Raw genomic sequence first — 14,449 nt, forward strand, 5'->3', positions numbered from 1 at the left:
AGATGTTCAACCAACTCGGCGTCATCGGTTGCGGCCTCATGGGCGGCTCGTTCGCCCTCGCGCTCAAGCGCGCCGGCCTGGTCAAGCGTGTCATCGGCTACAGCAAGTCGCCCTCGACCACCGAGAAGGCCAAGCGGCTCGGCGTGATCGACATGGCCGCCGAGTCGGCGTTGCTGGCCGTCTCGGGCTCGGACATCGTGCTGATCGCCGTGCCGGTGTCCGCCACCGAGGCCACGTTCAAGGCGATCCGCCACCTGGTCGAGCCGGGCGTGCTGTTCATGGACGTCGGCTCGACCAAGCGCGACGTGGTCGACGCGGCGCGGCGCGTGCTCAAGGAACGCGTGGCCAGCTTCGTGCCGGCGCACCCGATCGCGGGCAAGGAGGTCGCCGGCATCGGCCACTCCGACGCGGCGCTGTACACGAACCGCCAGGTCATCCTCACGCCGATCACGCAGACCGATCCCGAGTTGGTGCAAAAGGCGACCGACGTGTGGGCCGCCATCGGCTCGCAGGTGCTGCGCATGACGCCGGAGAATCACGACGCGGCCTTCGCCGCGGTGAGTCATCTGCCGCACATGCTGGCGTTCGCCTACTTCAACTCGGTGGCGCGCCAGCCGGCCGGACGGGACTTCCTTTCGCTGGCCGGACCGGGCTTTCGCGACTTCACCCGCATCGCCGCGAGCGATCCGGCCGTGTGGCGCGACATCCTGCTGTCCAACCGGGAAGAGCTGCTGAAGCAGTCGCTGCGGTTTCGGCACACGCTCGACGCGATGGAGCACGTCATCAAGAGCGGCAACGCAGAGGCGCTCGAAGACCTGATCCGCGGCGCTTCGGACGCCCGCTCCAACTGGCAGATGAACACGTCCAAGCCGGCCACCAACCGCTGACCTCCGGCATTGGCAGGCCGCCGGAGAGTCCTTTCCCATGTACACGACGCCGTTTCTCGACCTCCCGCCGTTGCTGCATGCCGCCGGCACGGTCCGCCTGCCGGGCTCCAAGAGCATCTCCAACCGCGTGTTGCTGCTGGCCGGCCTTGCCGCCGGCACGACCGTCGTGCACGACCTGCTCGATTCCGACGACACGCGTGTCATGCTGGCTGCGCTGCGCGACCTGGGCTGCGACATCGACTCGCGCGGCGACACCGTGCGCATCACGGGCCTCGGCGGACGACTCAGAAACCGCGATGCGCGCCTGTTCCTCGGCAATGCCGGCACGGCGATGCGACCGCTCACCGCCGCGCTGGCCGTGCTCACGGCGACGCAGGGTGGTCGCTTCGAGTTGTCGGGCGTGCCGCGCATGCACGAGCGGCCCATAGGCGACCTTGTCGATGCGCTGCGCCAGCTGGGCTGCCGCATCGACTACGTGGGCAACGAGGGCTATCCGCCGCTGCGGCTGACAGCCGGCTCCGGCAGCGTGCGAACCCAGGCGCCGATCCGGGTGCGCGGCGACGTGTCCAGCCAGTTCCTGACCGCGTTGCTGCTGGGCTTGCCGCTGGTCAGCGGCATCGGTCCGGTCGTCATCGAGGTCGAGGGCGAGCTGATCTCCAAGCCCTACGTCGAGATCACGCTGAACCTGCTGCGTCGCTTCGGCATCGCGGTGCAGCGAGACGGCTGGCAGCGCTTCACCATTGCGCAAGGCAGCGCCTACGTCTCGCCGGGCGACATCCATGTCGAAGGCGACGCATCGTCCGCCTCGTACTTCGTGGCGCTCGGCGCGATCGCGGCCACCGGGCAGCCGGTACGCATCGAGGGTGTGGGGCTCGATTCGATCCAGGGCGACATCCGCTTCGTCGAGGCGGCGAAGGCCATGGGCGCCGACGTGCGCTCCGGTCCGGGCTGGCTCGAAGTGAAGCGAGGCCGTTGGCCCCTGGCCGCCATCGAGCTGGACTGCAATCACATTCCCGACGCGGCGATGACGCTGGCGTCGATGGCGCTCTACGCCGAGGGCACCACCCGGCTCACCAACATCGCAAGCTGGCGCGTCAAGGAGACGGACCGCATCGCGGCGATGGCCGCCGAACTGCGAAAGCTCGGCGCGCAGGTCGTGGAAGGTGCTGACTTCATCGAGGTGTCCCCGCCTGCGCGCTGGCGAGCCGCGGCCATCCACACCTACGACGACCACCGCGTCGCGATGTGCTTCTCGCTGGCAGCCTTCAATGCACTGGCCGGCGCGGATCCGGCGGTCCCTGTCCGCATCCTGGATCCCCGGTGCGTGGCCAAGACCTTCCCGCACTACTTCGAGACGCTGTTCTCCGTGGTTCAGACGGCCACCAGCCACGTCCCCGTGCTGACCGTCGACGGCCCCAGCTCGTCGGGAAAGGGCACGGTGGCCAGCGCGGTGGCGCAGGCGCTGGGCTACCACTTCCTCGACTCGGGCGCCGTCTACCGCGCCACGGCGCTGGCGGCCATGCGCGCGGGCGTCACGCCAGCCGACGAGGCGCGCGTGGCGGCCATCGCCGCATCACTGGATCTGGCCTTCGAGGGGCACAGCATCCGCCTCGGAGGCGAGGAGGTCGCCGACCAGCTGCGCGACGAGGCGGTCGGCGCGATGGCGTCCAAGGTCTCCGCCCTGCCGACGGTGCGCAGCGCGCTGCGCGAGCTGCAACTGTCGTTTCGACGCATACCGGGGCTGGTCGCCGACGGCCGCGACATGGGCACCGTGATCTTCCCGTCGGCCAACCTCAAGATCTTCCTCACCGCCAGCGCCGCCAAACGCGCCGAGAGGCGGCATAAGCAATTGATTTCTAAGGGAATTCCGGCTAATATCGACAGTCTTCGCGCCGACCTCGAGGCACGTGACGCCCGGGATCAGAACCGGGCCATAGCGCCTCTCAAGCCAGCCGAAGACGCAGTGCTCCTGGACAACTCGGACCAAACCATCGACGAGTCGGTGAATGAGGTCCTGGCCGCCTGGGAACAACGCAGACCTTTCTGAGTCCACGAGGGCTTCCGAAAGGAAAACAGGCCCGCCGCTTTCCCTCCTGTGCTGTTCGAAGCACGTCCGAAGCGGCGGATCAGCAACCAACCCCGCGGCGGAAGCCGCAAGAAAGTCCCATGCCTCAAACCCAAACTGCCACCAGCACCGGCGGCGAATCGTTTGCCGCCCTGTTTGAAGAATCGCTGAAGCGCTCGGAGATGCGCAGTGGCGAGGTCATCACCGCCGAAGTGGTGCGTGTCGACTACAACTTCGTGGTGGTCAACGCAGGCCTCAAGTCCGAAGCCTACGTGCCTATCGATGAATTCAAGAACGATCAGGGCGAGCTCGAAGTCCAGGTCGGCGACTTCGTGTCGGTGGCCATCGACGCGATCGAAAACGGCTACGGCGACACCATCCTGTCGCGCGACAAGGCCAAGCGTCTCGCCTCGTGGCTCGCGCTGGAAAAAGCGCTCGAGTCCGGCGAGTTCGTCACCGGCACCGTCTCCGGCAAGGTCAAGGGCGGCCTGACCGTGCTGGTCAACGGCATCCGCGCGTTCCTGCCCGGCTCGCTGCTCGACACGCGTCCGGTCAAGGACATGAGCCCGTTCGAGGGCAAGACGATGGAGTTCAAGGTCATCAAGCTCGACCGCAAGCGCAACAACGTCGTGTTGTCGCGCCGCGCCGTGGTCGAAGCCTCGATGGGCGAAGAACGCGCCAAGCTGCTCGAGACCTTGTCCGAAGGCGCCATCGTGCACGGCGTGGTCAAGAACATCACCGAGTACGGCGCCTTCGTCGACCTCGGCGGCATCGACGGCCTGCTGCACATCACCGACATGGCCTGGCGCCGCGTGCGTCACCCCAGCGAGGTGGTGCAGGTCGGTCAGGAGCTCACCGCCAAGGTGCTCAAGTTCGACGCCGAGAAGAACCGCGTCTCGCTGGGCATCAAGCAGCTCGGCGATGACCCGTGGCACGGCGTGTCGCGCCGCTACCCCACCGGCACGCGCCTGTTCGGCAAGGTCACCAACATCGCCGACTATGGCGCGTTCGTCGAGATCGAGCCGGGCATCGAAGGCCTGGTGCACGTCTCCGAGATGGACTGGACCAACAAGAACGTCGCCCCCAGCAAGATCGTCTCGCTGGGCGACGAGGTCGAGGTCATGGTGCTCGAGATCGACGAGGACAAGCGCCGCATCAGCCTCGGCATGAAGCAGTGCAAGGCCAATCCGTGGGAAGAGTTCGCCACCACGGTGCAGCGCGGCGACAAGGTCAAGGGGCCCGTCAAGTCGATCACCGACTTCGGCGTGTTCGTGGGCCTGGCGGCCGGCATCGACGGCCTGGTGCACCTGTCCGACCTGTCGTGGAACGAGCCGGGCGAGTCGGCGGTGCGCAACTACAAGAAGGGCCAGGAAGTCGAAGCCGTCGTGCTGGCCGTCGATGTGGAGCGCGAGCGCATCTCGCTGGGCATCAAGCAGCTCGACTCCGATCCGTTCACCAGCTACACCTCGGTCAACGACCGCGGCAGCGTCGTGAGCGGCAAGGTCAAGAGCGTCGACCCCCGCGGCGCCGAGATCCAGCTCAACAACGACGTGACCGGCTACCTGCGTGCTTCGGAGATCAGCCGCGACCGGGTCGAAGACGCTCGCAACGTGCTGAAGGAAGGCGACGAGGTCTCCGCACTGATCATCAACATCGACCGCAAGACGCGTTCGATCCAGTTGTCGATCAAGGCCAAGGACAACGCCGACCAGCAGGAAGCGATGCAACGCCTGTCGCAGAGCAACGAGCGCGAGACCGCCGGCACCACCAGCCTGGGCGCCCTGCTGCGCGCCAAGCTGGACAACCAGAAGGACAACGGCTGATCCCGCTCGTTGATGCACTGACGACACCGCAATGACCCGATCCGATCTCGTGGCCCAGCTGGCCGAGCGATTCAGCCAGCTGACCCACCGCGACACCGAGTTCGCCGTCAAGACGATCCTCGATGCGATGTCCGACGCCCTGGCGCGCGGGCACCGCATCGAGATCCGCGGTTTCGGCAGCTTCTCCATCAACCGCCGCCCGCCGCGAATGGGGCGCAATCCCCGTTCCGGCGAGCAGGTGGTGATTCCCGAGAAGCTGGTGCCGCACTTCAAGCCGGGCAAGGCGCTGCGCGAGTCGGTCGATGCGCAGATGCCGATCCTCGACGACGAACAGCCGGCCGAGAAGCCGCCCCAGACGGGCACCTGATCCCGCTCTGTCCACGCATCGCTGCGGACTGCATGGCCCACTAGAATCGGCCCTGCGATGCGTCTCTTCGTCTGGCTCTTTCGAGCCTTCATTTTTTTCGCCCTGTTCGCCTTCGCGCTGAACAACCAGCACGACGCGAGCGTGAAGTGGTTCTTCGGCCATGAATGGCGCGCTCCGATGGTGTTCATCGTGCTCGCGGCCTTCGGCCTCGGGTGCGCCTTCGGCGTGTTCGCGATGGTGCCGAGCTGGTGGAAGCACCGGCGTGTCGCGCGCCGGCTGCAGCCCGGCGAGACGCCGCCCGACAAGCCGACGCCCACGGCGCCGGTCGTCCTGGAGCCGGCCCTGGAACATCCGCCGCGCGATGGAGTTTGACTTCCAATGGCTCCTGCTGGGCCTGCCGATCGCCTTCGCGCTCGGCTGGATGGCCTCGCGCATCGACCTGCGGCAATGGAAGCGTGACCAGCGCGAGTCGCCGCGCGCCTACTTCAAGGGACTCAACCTGCTGCTGAACGAGCAGCAGGACAAGGCGATCGACGCGTTCATCGAAGCCGTCCAGCAGGATCCGGACACCTCCGACCTGCACTTCGCGCTGGGCAACCTGTTCCGCCGGCGCGGCGAGTACGAGCGCGCCGTGCGCGTGCACCAGCATCTGCTCAACCGCGCCGACCTGCCTTCCACCGAGCGCGACCGCGCCCAGCACGGACTTGCGCAGGACTACATGAAGGCCGGCTTGTTCGACCGGGCCGAGGAGGCGTGGAAGGCGCTCGAAGGCACCGCGTTCGACACGGAGGCGCGCCTTGCGCTGCTGACCTTGCACGAGCGCTCGCGCGACTGGCGCGCCGCCGTCGAGGATGCGCAGAAGCTTGAGCGCGGCAGCGGCACCGGATCGTATGCACCCCGCATCGCGCACTATTGGTGCGAACTCGCGGTGGAAGCCGACGCCAGGCAGCAAGCCTCGGATGCGGACGAAGCGCTGCGCAAGGCGCGCGAGGCCGCGCCGCAAGCGGCGCGCCCGCTGGTGCTCGCCGGCGAGCGCGAACGCGCGGCCGGCCGCCATGCGCAGGCCCTCGAATGTTGGCGCACCCTGCTCGCGGCGCACCCCGACGCATTCGCGCTGGTCGCGCGCGACTACGCCAGCAGCGCGAACGCCGCCGGGGAGTCGGCACGTGCGCTCATCGAGCTCCAGGAGCTCTACGGACGCATGCCCTCGCTCGATCTGCTCGCCGCCATCGGCATGCTCGAGCCTGACGCCGCGGCGCAGCGGCAGCGGGTCGCCGAGCACCTGGTGCGCCATCCCAGCCTGTCCGCGGCGCGTGAGCTCCTGAGGCTGCGCATCGCGGCTCGCGGCAACACCGCTGACGACGAAGTGGCCCACATCGAAGCGGCCATCACGCACGCCGCCAAGCCGCTGCAGCGCTACCGCTGCGCCGCCTGCGGCTTCGAGGCTCACAACTACTTCTGGCAATGCCCTGGCTGCCTGAGTTGGGACAGCTACCCCACGCAGCGACTGGAGGACCTCTGATGGCATCCACAGTGGACCGCAAGACGCTCGCACAGGCGCGCGTGCTGGTCGTCGGCGACGCCATGCTCGACCGCTACTGGTTCGGCGCGGTGGAGCGCATCTCGCCCGAGGCCCCGGTGCCGGTCGTGCGAGTCAACCGCGAGGAAGAACGTCTTGGTGGCGCTGCCAACGTCGCGCTGAACGTGAAAACGCTGAGCGCCCAGGCCACGCTGCTCACCGTGGTCGGCACCGACGAGCCCGCGCGCAGGCTGCGCCAACTTCTCGAGCGGCAAGGGGTGACCACGCTGCTCGGCGAGGACCCGCAGCTCTACACCATCGTCAAGCTGCGGGTCATCGGACGCTCTCAGCAGCTCATCCGAATCGACTTCGAGAACCAGCCCGACCACGAGGTGCTGGCCGGCATGCTGGGTGACTACGAAAGTGCGATGGCGACCCACCAGGCGGTGCTCTTCTCCGACTACGGCAAGGGCGGCCTCACCCACATCCCGCGCATGATCGAACTGGCGCGCGCGGCGAACAAGCCGGTGCTCATCGATCCGAAGGGGCACGACTACAGCCGCTACGCCGGCGCCACCGTGATCACGCCCAACAGGGCCGAGCTCGCACAGGTGATCGGTCCGTGGAGCAGCGAAGCCCAGCTGCACGAGCGGGCACAGGCGCTGCGCGCGCGGCTGGGCATCGCGGCCTTGCTGCTCACGCGCTCCGAGGAAGGCATGTCGCTGTTCGACGCCGAGGGCCATGTGCAGGTGCCCGCCCAGGCGCGCGAGGTGTTCGACGTCACTGGAGCCGGCGACACCGTGATCGCCACGCTGGCCGCCATGCTGGCCTGCGGCCTGAGCCTGCGCGAGGCGATGCCCATCGCCAACCGCGCCGGCGGCATCGTCGTCGGCAAGTTCGGCACGGCCGGCGTGACGTACGAGGAGCTCTTCGAATGACGCCGAGCCGCCTCGAGTCATGCCGCTCCCGTCGGGAGGCGGCGCGCAGCGCCAGGAGGTCCACACCATGAGAGTCGTCGTCACCGGCGCGGCCGGCATGATCGGTAGCAACATCGTCCACGGCCTCAACGCCGTCGGCATCGACGACGTCATCGCCGTCGACGACCTCACCGACGGCCCGAAATACCGCAATCTGCTTGGCGCGAAGCTGGCCGACTACTTCGACCGCAGCGAGTTCTACAACCGCTTCACGCACGGCGAGCTGGGCCGGATCGACGTCGTGCTGCATCAGGGCGCCTGCTCGGACACCATGGAGCACGACGGCCGCTACATGATGGACACCAACTATCGCTGCTCCAAGGCGCTGCTCGACGCCTGCCAGGCGCAGGGCACGCGGCTGCTGTATGCCTCCTCGGCGGCCACCTACGGCGGCAGCGCATCGTTTCGCGAGGAGCCGCAGTTCGAGCATCCGCTGAACGTCTACGGCTACTCGAAGCTGCTGTTCGACAACGTGGTGCGGCGTGCGCTGCCGACGGCGAAGACGCAGATCGCGGGCTTTCGCTACTTCAACGTCTACGGTCCGCGCGAGCAACACAAGGCACGCATGGCGTCGGTCGCCTTCCACCACTTCCAGCAGTACCGCGACTCGGGCAAGGTGAAGCTCTTCGGCGACTACGGCGGCTATGCCGCCGGCGAGCAATCGCGCGACTTCGTCTTCGTCGACGATGTCGTCGCGGTGAACCTGTGGTTCCTGCAGAACCCGCAGGCCAGCGGCGTCTTCAACCTCGGCACCGGCCGAGCCCAGCCGTTCAACGATGTCGCAGTGGCCACCGTCAACGCAGCGCGCGCGCTGCAGGGCGAAGCGGCAATGCCGCTGGCCGAGCTCGTGCGCCAAGGGCTCGTCGAATACATCGCCTTTCCCGAAGCGCTGGTCGGCAAGTACCAGTGCTTCACCCAAGCCGATCTCACGCGCTTGCGTGCCGTCGGCTGCCAGCATGCATTCGCCGATGTCGCGAGCGGCGTCGAGCGCTACGTGCAATGGCTCGCTCGCCAGAATTGACGCCCTCTTCCGGCGCCCCCGCTGGAGGGTCGACGCGTTGCCGGGTCGGCTCCTAGAGTGACGCTCAGCGCGCTCAGCCCAACGCCGCGCGCTTCAGCCACCAACACTCAGGAAGGGAACCCTCATGTTGAAGACGTTCATCGCCACGCTGCTGGCACTTTTCACCGCCATCGCTTTCGCCGCGGTCGACATCAACAAGGCCACGCAGGCCGAACTGGAAGCGGTCAAGGGCATCGGTCCCGCCGCGGCGACCAAGATCCTCGCCGAGCGCCAGAAGGGCACGTTCAAGGACTGGGGCGACGTGATGCAGCGCGTCGGCGGCATCAAGGAGGCGAAGGCCGCGAGGCTGTCGGAAGCAGGCCTCACCGTCAACGGTGCGCCTTTCCAAGCCGACAAGCTGGCGAAGAAGGAGGACAAAAAAGCCAAGAAGTAGCCCGCCCGGAACGCCTCGAGCGGCCCCGCGGCGCGGGGCGTTCTTCATGGCGCCGTGGCCAGGTCCTGTGCCTGCGGTGCGGCAATGTCCTTGATGCGGCTCTTGGGCTTCCAACCGAAGAACGCCATCACCTCGTCGCGGCGGGCGAAGGTATCCGAGCGGCCCAGCGCCAGCAGTTCGCGCGTGTACCCCGACTCGAACAGCAGGTAGCTTGCCAACGCCGCACCGCGCGCATCGTCGCCCCGGCCCGAAACGCCCACGCTGCGCAGCAGCGCCCGAATCGGCACCGGCAGGCTGCCGAGGTGCTTGCCGGCGATGTCGTCGAGGCGCTTGCTGGGTGCGATGACCAGCACATCGATGGGCCGCAGGCTGGTGCGCGCTCGCGCCTCGGCGGGCAGCAGGCTCAGCGTGCTGTTGATGCGCTGCAGGCGCTCCACGTCGACGGCCAGTGCATCGAGAAAGATGTTCGACAGCGCATGGCCCGCGATCTGTGCGAGGTTGGGATACTCACTGCTGACCGGCCGCTCGCCCACCGGCTCGTGCATGCGTCCGGCGCCGACGACGAGGATGCGCTGCGCGCCCAGATGCACTGCCGGCGAGATGGGCGCCGACTGCCGCATCGAGCCATCGCCGAAATGCTCGACGTGCCCGTCGAGCACCAGCGGTTGGGCCGGGAACACGAAAGGGATCGCCGACGACGCCAGCAGGTGCGGAATGCCAATGTCGCAGCGCACCGCGATGCGCTGCGAGCGTGTCCACGGCACGATGTCCTGGACCGCGTCGTAGAAGGTCACGTGCATGCCCGAGCCATAGCTGGAGGCGGTGACCGCCAGCGCCTGCACGTGGCCGTCCTTCATGACCCGCTTCAGCTGGTGCGTGTCGATGAGCTTGGCCAGCAATTCCTCGAGCGGACTGTTGTCGAGCAGCGAGCGCGGCCGCGCCCTGCGCCAGCGCGCAATCATCCAGCCCACCGACATCATCGTGACCCAGCGCGCTCCCGTGCGGATGACGCCGATCGAGTCCGAGCGGTAGACCTGCTCGGCGTGGAAGTTGCGCCAGATGTGTACCAGTCCGCCGACCGCGGTGTCGAAATCGTCGGCGCGGCAGGCCAGTGCGGTGGAGTTGATGGCACCGGCCGAGGTGCCGGCAATGATCGGGAACGGATTGCCGGGAGGCGCTTCGCTGTGACGGCGGATCGTGGCGACCGCATCGAGCACGCCGACCTGGTAGGCCGCGCGTGCACCGCCCCCCGTGAGGATCAGGCCGGTGGTCGGTACGTCGGGCATGCCTCAGTCTAGAAAGGCCGCTTCGCGCGATCCACCGGCGCCGCAGTGCTCGGCTGGATCAATCGTCCTTGCCCTTGCCATGGCCCTTGCCATGACCGTGGCCGCCCTTCCCGTGCTTCTCCTTCTTGCCGTGCTCGTGCGCATACGCGGGAACGTACTGCTGCTGATACCAGTTCTCCTGGACGAAGTACACCGGTTGGCCGCAGGCGTTGTACTTGCCGCAGTGCTTGGCCCAGTTCTTCGCGTGGCCGGGGGGAACGTGCATGTAGATCGGCTGCTGCCTCACCGCCACCGGCGTCGGGGCGATGACGACGGGTTGCGGGTACACGAGCACCGGCGGCGGCGCCGACACATTGCCCACGTCGATGCGCCCGTAGAACCCCGGCTGGCCGACCTCGACCGACACGCCCACGTTCGTCGTGGACCACGCCGGCAGGGTTGCGGCGGCCATCGCCACCGCGAGACAAATTCGTTTCATGCTCACCTCCAAGAATGGCTCCTTGCCCAACAACGCCTATGGTCGCCGGTCAGAGGACCTCTGAAGCGGCCCCAGAAGTGACTATTCGTACACCACGCTCGCGCGCCCGTGACTTCCTTCACGCCAGCGTTCGATGGCCGCGTCGGTGGGAAAGAATCGCCCGTCGTCGCCCAGGTCCAGTTCGCCGCGCGCCGCCTCACGCTCGAGCACCAGCCGCACGCTGAGACCCTGGGTGAGATCGCCGTGCTCGGTGGCCACCTTGCGGCTCGGAAAGTCGCGCAGCACCTCGGCCACCGGCGGGATGCTGCCGTTGATCTCCACGCGCAGGTACTTTCCGAAGCGGCAGCGCGCCGCGGTGAGGTCCCACACCTGCTGCACGTTGAGCCGCACGCCGCCCGAGAAGCGATCGGGCTGCACCTTGCCCTGCACGATGATCAGCTCGTCGTCCTTCAGCAGATCCTTGTGCGCGTTGAGCACGTCCTCGTTGGCCACCGCTTCGAGGGCCTCGGTCTTGTCGTCGAGCTTGAAGATGGCGACCCGCCCGCGCTGGCCGTTGACCACGCGCAAGTCGCTGACGATGCCCGCGAGCAGCTGCGGCTCGCGGCTGTCGATGATGTCGGCGTTGCGGCGCTTCGCGAACTGGCGCACCTCGTCGGCACTCTGATCGAACAGATGCCCCGACAGGTAGAAGCCGAGCGCTGCCTTCTCGAAGGTGAGCCGCTCCTTGATGCTCCATGCCTCGGCGGCAACCATCGCCGGCTCCTGCGTGGAGGCAGCGTGCGAATCGCCGAAATCGAACAGGCCGCCCTGGTCGGCATGGGCATGCTGCGTCTCGGCGTAGTCGAAGGCGAGTGCGATGCTGGCGGCCAGCGACGCGCGCTCGATGCCGAGCATGTCGAAGGCGCCAGCCTTGATCAGGGCCTCGACGGTGCGCTTGTTGATGCGGCCCCGGTCGACGCGGGTGCAGAAATCGAACAGCGACTTGAACGGGCCGCCTTCTTCGCGCGCCTGGATGATGGCCTCGATCGCGCTCTGCCCGGTGCCCTTGACGGCCCCCAGGCCGTACTGGATGACGTTGTCGGACACCGGCTCGAAGCGGTAGACGCCCCGGTTGATGTCCGGCGGCTGCAGCGTGATGTCGAAGCCCTTGGCATCGTTCATCAGCACGCGCAGCTTGTCGGTGTCGTCCATCTCCACCGTCATGTTGGCGGCGAAGAACTCGGCCGTGCAGTGCACCTTGATGTAGGCCGTGTGGTAGGCGAGCAGCGAGTACGCGGCGGCGTGAGACTTGTTGAAGCCGTAGCCCGCGAACTTCTCCATCAGGTCGAAGACCTCGTCGGCGACCTCCGCGGCGATCTGCTTCTTGGCCGCACCCTCGCGAAAGATCTCGCGGTGCTTGGCCATCTCCTCGGGTTTCTTCTTGCCCATGGCGCGGCGCAGCAGGTCGGCGCCGCCGAGCGAATAGCCGCCCAGCACCTGCGCGGCCTGCATCACCTGCTCCTGGTAGACCATCACGCCGTAGGTCTCGCCCAGCACGCCCTCGAGGAGCGGGTGCGGATAGCTCACCTCTTCCTTGCCGTGCTTGCGCAGGCAGAAGGTGGGGATGTTCTCCATGGGCCCCGGCCGGAACATCGCGTTCAGCGCGATCAAGTCCTCGATGCGGCTGGGCTTGGCATCGCGAAGCATGCGCTGCATGCCGGCGCTTTCGAACTGGAACACCGACTCGGTGCGGCCCTCGGAAAACAGGCGATATACCTTGGGATCGTCGAGTGGCAGCTTGTCGTAGTCGAAATCGCGCCGGTCGGCTCGACGCGCAACGATGAAGTTCTTGGCCAGCTCCAGGATGGTCAGCGTGGCCAGGCCGAGGAAGTCGAACTTGACGAGGCCGATCGCTTCCACGTCGTCCTTGTCGAACTGGCTGACCGCGCTGTCGCTGCCCGGCTGCATGTACAGCGGACAGAAGTCGGTGATCTTGCCGGGGGCGATCAGCACGCCGCCGGCGTGCATGCCGACATTGCGGGTAATGCCCTCGACGCGCGCGGCCAGCGAGAGCAGCTCGGCCACCTCCTCCTCGGCCGCTTCGCGCTGCCCGAGCTCCGGCGCTTCCTTGCGCGCATAGATGATGCCGGGGTCGGGCTTTTCCGGTACTCGGGCCAGCGTCACCGTCTTGCCTGGCGGGGCGGGAATCAGCTTGGCAATCGAGTCGACGTGGCCATAGCCCATGCCGAGCACCCGACCCACGTCGCGCAGCGCGGCCTTGGCGGCCATCGTGCCGAAGGTGGCGATCTGGCTGACCGCGTCGCGGCCGTACTTCTGCTTCACGTAGTCGATCACCCGATCGCGGTTGCCCTGGCAGAAGTCGATGTCGAAGTCGGGCATGGACACCCGCTCCGGATTGAGAAAGCGCTCGAACAGCAGGTTGTAGTGCAGCGGGTCGAGGTCGGTGATCTTCAGCGCATAGGCCACCAGCGACCCGGCCCCCGAGCCCCGGCCGGGGCCCACCGGGCAGCCGTTGTTCTTGGCCCAGTTGATGAAGTCGGCCACGATCAGGAAGTAGCCGGGAAATCCCATCTTGAGGATGGTCTCGATCTCGAACTCGAGCCGCTCGACATAGCGCGCACGTTCGCGATCACGCTGCGCCGCGTCGGGATAGAGCTGCGACAGGCGCTGCTCCAGTCCTTCGTGCGAGGCGACGCGAAAGTACTCGGCCATCGGCATCGGCGCGCCGTCGACCAACGGCGTCGGAAAGTCCGGCAGCTGCGGCTTGCCCAGCACCAGCGTGAGGTTGCAGCGCCTGGCAATCTCGACACTGTTGGCGATTGCGCTCGGGATGTCGGAGAACAGCGCCTCCATCTGCGCCTGGGTCTTGAAGTACTGCTCGCGCGTGAAGCGCTTGACGCGCCGGCGGTTGGTCAGCGTCTCGCCCTCGGCCACGCACACCCGCGCCTCGTGCGCCTCGAAATCCTGCGGCGTGAGGAACTGCACCGGGTGCGTGGCAACCACCGGAAGCTTCAGCGCGGCGGCCAGCGGAACGGCGGCACGCACATGCGCCTCATGGGCAGGCAGCCCGGCACGCTGCAGTTCGATGTAGAAGCGCTGCGGGAAGATCGTCGCCAGGCGCAGCGCCGCCTCGCGCGCACGGGCCGCGTCCTGCGCCATCAGGGCCTGGCCCACCGCACCGTGGTCGCCTCCCGACAAGGCGATCAGGCCGCCGTTGAAGGCCTGGAGCCAGTCCCACTTGAGCCAGGCCTGGTTGCGCTGCACGTTGTTCAGCCAGGCGCGCGACAGCAGTTCCGACAGATTCAGATAACCGCGCCGGTCCTGCACCAGCAGCAGCAGGCGGCTCGGCGATTTGTCGGCGCTCTCGGGCTCGACCCACACATCAGCGCCGAGCAGCGGCTTCACGCCCGCCTTGCGCGCAGCGGAGTAGAACTTGATCGCTCCGAAGAGGTTGCTCAGGTCGGTGATGGCGAGCGCCCCCTGCCGGTCCTCGGCCGCGGCACCAACCGCCTCATCGACTCGCAGCGTGCCGTCGACGACGGAAAATTCGGTGTGGGTGCGCAGGTGAACGAAAGCCATCTTCGGATTTTAGA

The 14,449-nt window shown here is 67.3% G+C and carries 12 protein-coding genes; 9 read left to right on the forward strand and 3 right to left on the reverse strand.

Going from position 1 to position 14,449, the window contains the following annotated elements:
• The first annotated feature begins 2 nt into the window (after positions 1-2).
• The 9 genes from P7V53_RS26140 (at position 3) to P7V53_RS26180 (ending at position 9,092) form a co-directional block, all read left to right on the forward strand.
• A complete protein-coding gene (locus P7V53_RS26140) occupies positions 3-887 on the forward strand; it encodes a prephenate dehydrogenase/arogenate dehydrogenase family protein (RefSeq protein ID WP_280152411.1) in 885 nt (294 codons plus the stop codon).
• Positions 888-924: 37 nt separating this feature from the next.
• Entirely contained in the window at positions 925-2,934 is a 2,010-nt protein-coding gene (locus tag P7V53_RS26145; protein WP_280152412.1) for a bifunctional 3-phosphoshikimate 1-carboxyvinyltransferase/cytidylate kinase, read from the forward strand.
• Positions 2,931-4,775 (forward strand): 30S ribosomal protein S1, encoded by a 1,845-nt coding sequence (gene rpsA / locus P7V53_RS26150; protein ID WP_280156622.1) that lies wholly within the window; start codon positions 2,931-2,933, stop codon positions 4,773-4,775. Before P7V53_RS26145 ends, rpsA begins: the two co-directional genes overlap by 4 nt.
• Positions 4,776-4,806: 31 nt before the next feature.
• Entirely contained in the window at positions 4,807-5,142 is a 336-nt protein-coding gene (locus tag P7V53_RS26155) for an integration host factor subunit beta (protein WP_280152413.1), read from the forward strand.
• A 57-nt stretch (positions 5,143-5,199) separates the two neighbouring features.
• Positions 5,200-5,514, forward strand: coding sequence for a LapA family protein (locus P7V53_RS26160; protein WP_280152414.1), 315 nt, complete (start codon positions 5,200-5,202; stop codon positions 5,512-5,514).
• Positions 5,504-6,664 (forward strand): lipopolysaccharide assembly protein LapB, encoded by a 1,161-nt coding sequence (gene lapB, locus P7V53_RS26165; protein WP_280152415.1) that lies wholly within the window; start codon positions 5,504-5,506, stop codon positions 6,662-6,664. Before P7V53_RS26160 ends, lapB begins: the two co-directional genes overlap by 11 nt.
• Positions 6,664-7,599, forward strand: a complete 936-nt coding sequence (gene rfaE1, locus P7V53_RS26170) for a D-glycero-beta-D-manno-heptose-7-phosphate kinase (RefSeq protein ID WP_280152416.1) — start codon at positions 6,664-6,666, stop codon at positions 7,597-7,599. Before lapB ends, rfaE1 begins: the two co-directional genes overlap by 1 nt.
• A 67-nt stretch (positions 7,600-7,666) precedes the next feature.
• The gene (rfaD, locus tag P7V53_RS26175) at positions 7,667-8,659 is read left to right on the forward strand and encodes an ADP-glyceromanno-heptose 6-epimerase (protein WP_280152417.1); all 993 of its coding nucleotides are present in this window, start codon (positions 7,667-7,669) and stop codon (positions 8,657-8,659) included.
• Positions 8,660-8,783: 124 nt separating this feature from the next.
• Positions 8,784-9,092, forward strand: coding sequence for a DUF655 domain-containing protein (locus tag P7V53_RS26180; protein ID WP_280152418.1), 309 nt, complete (start codon positions 8,784-8,786; stop codon positions 9,090-9,092).
• 44 nt (positions 9,093-9,136) lie between these two features.
• Here P7V53_RS26180 and P7V53_RS26185 read toward each other — a convergent pair whose 3' ends face one another.
• From P7V53_RS26185 to dnaE, 3 genes are all read right to left on the reverse strand, one after another.
• The gene (locus P7V53_RS26185) at positions 9,137-10,378 is read right to left on the reverse strand and encodes a patatin-like phospholipase family protein (protein ID WP_280152419.1); all 1,242 of its coding nucleotides are present in this window, start codon (positions 10,376-10,378) and stop codon (positions 9,137-9,139) included.
• A 58-nt stretch (positions 10,379-10,436) separates the two neighbouring features.
• The gene (locus tag P7V53_RS26190) at positions 10,437-10,856 is read right to left on the reverse strand and encodes a hypothetical protein (RefSeq protein ID WP_280152420.1); all 420 of its coding nucleotides are present in this window, start codon (positions 10,854-10,856) and stop codon (positions 10,437-10,439) included.
• 81 nt (positions 10,857-10,937) lie between these two features.
• A complete protein-coding gene (gene dnaE, locus P7V53_RS26195) occupies positions 10,938-14,435 on the reverse strand; it encodes a DNA polymerase III subunit alpha (protein WP_280152421.1) in 3,498 nt (1,165 codons plus the stop codon).
• Between the last annotated feature and the right edge of the window lie 14 nt (positions 14,436-14,449).

Origin of the sequence: Piscinibacter sp. XHJ-5 (assembly GCF_029855045.1) — a bacterium.
Lineage (GTDB): Bacteria > Pseudomonadota > Gammaproteobacteria > Burkholderiales > Burkholderiaceae_C > Albitalea.

Coding starts and splice junctions, on each gene's coding strand:
- rfaE1 (WP_280152416.1), top strand. CDS start 6,664: ATGGCATCCACAGTGGACCGCAAGACGCTCGCACAGGCGCGCGTGCTG.
- P7V53_RS26145 (WP_280152412.1), top strand. CDS start 925: ATGTACACGACGCCGTTTCTCGACCTCCCGCCGTTGCTGCATGCCGCC.
- P7V53_RS26190 (WP_280152420.1), bottom strand. CDS start 10,856: ATGAAACGAATTTGTCTCGCGGTGGCGATGGCCGCCGCAACCCTGCCG.
- P7V53_RS26155 (WP_280152413.1), top strand. CDS start 4,807: ATGACCCGATCCGATCTCGTGGCCCAGCTGGCCGAGCGATTCAGCCAG.
- P7V53_RS26160 (WP_280152414.1), top strand. CDS start 5,200: ATGCGTCTCTTCGTCTGGCTCTTTCGAGCCTTCATTTTTTTCGCCCTG.
- P7V53_RS26180 (WP_280152418.1), top strand. CDS start 8,784: ATGTTGAAGACGTTCATCGCCACGCTGCTGGCACTTTTCACCGCCATC.
- P7V53_RS26185 (WP_280152419.1), bottom strand. CDS start 10,378: ATGCCCGACGTACCGACCACCGGCCTGATCCTCACGGGGGGCGGTGCA.
- dnaE (WP_280152421.1), bottom strand. CDS start 14,435: ATGGCTTTCGTTCACCTGCGCACCCACACCGAATTTTCCGTCGTCGAC.
- lapB (WP_280152415.1), top strand. CDS start 5,504: ATGGAGTTTGACTTCCAATGGCTCCTGCTGGGCCTGCCGATCGCCTTC.
- P7V53_RS26140 (WP_280152411.1), top strand. CDS start 3: ATGTTCAACCAACTCGGCGTCATCGGTTGCGGCCTCATGGGCGGCTCG.
- rfaD (WP_280152417.1), top strand. CDS start 7,667: ATGAGAGTCGTCGTCACCGGCGCGGCCGGCATGATCGGTAGCAACATC.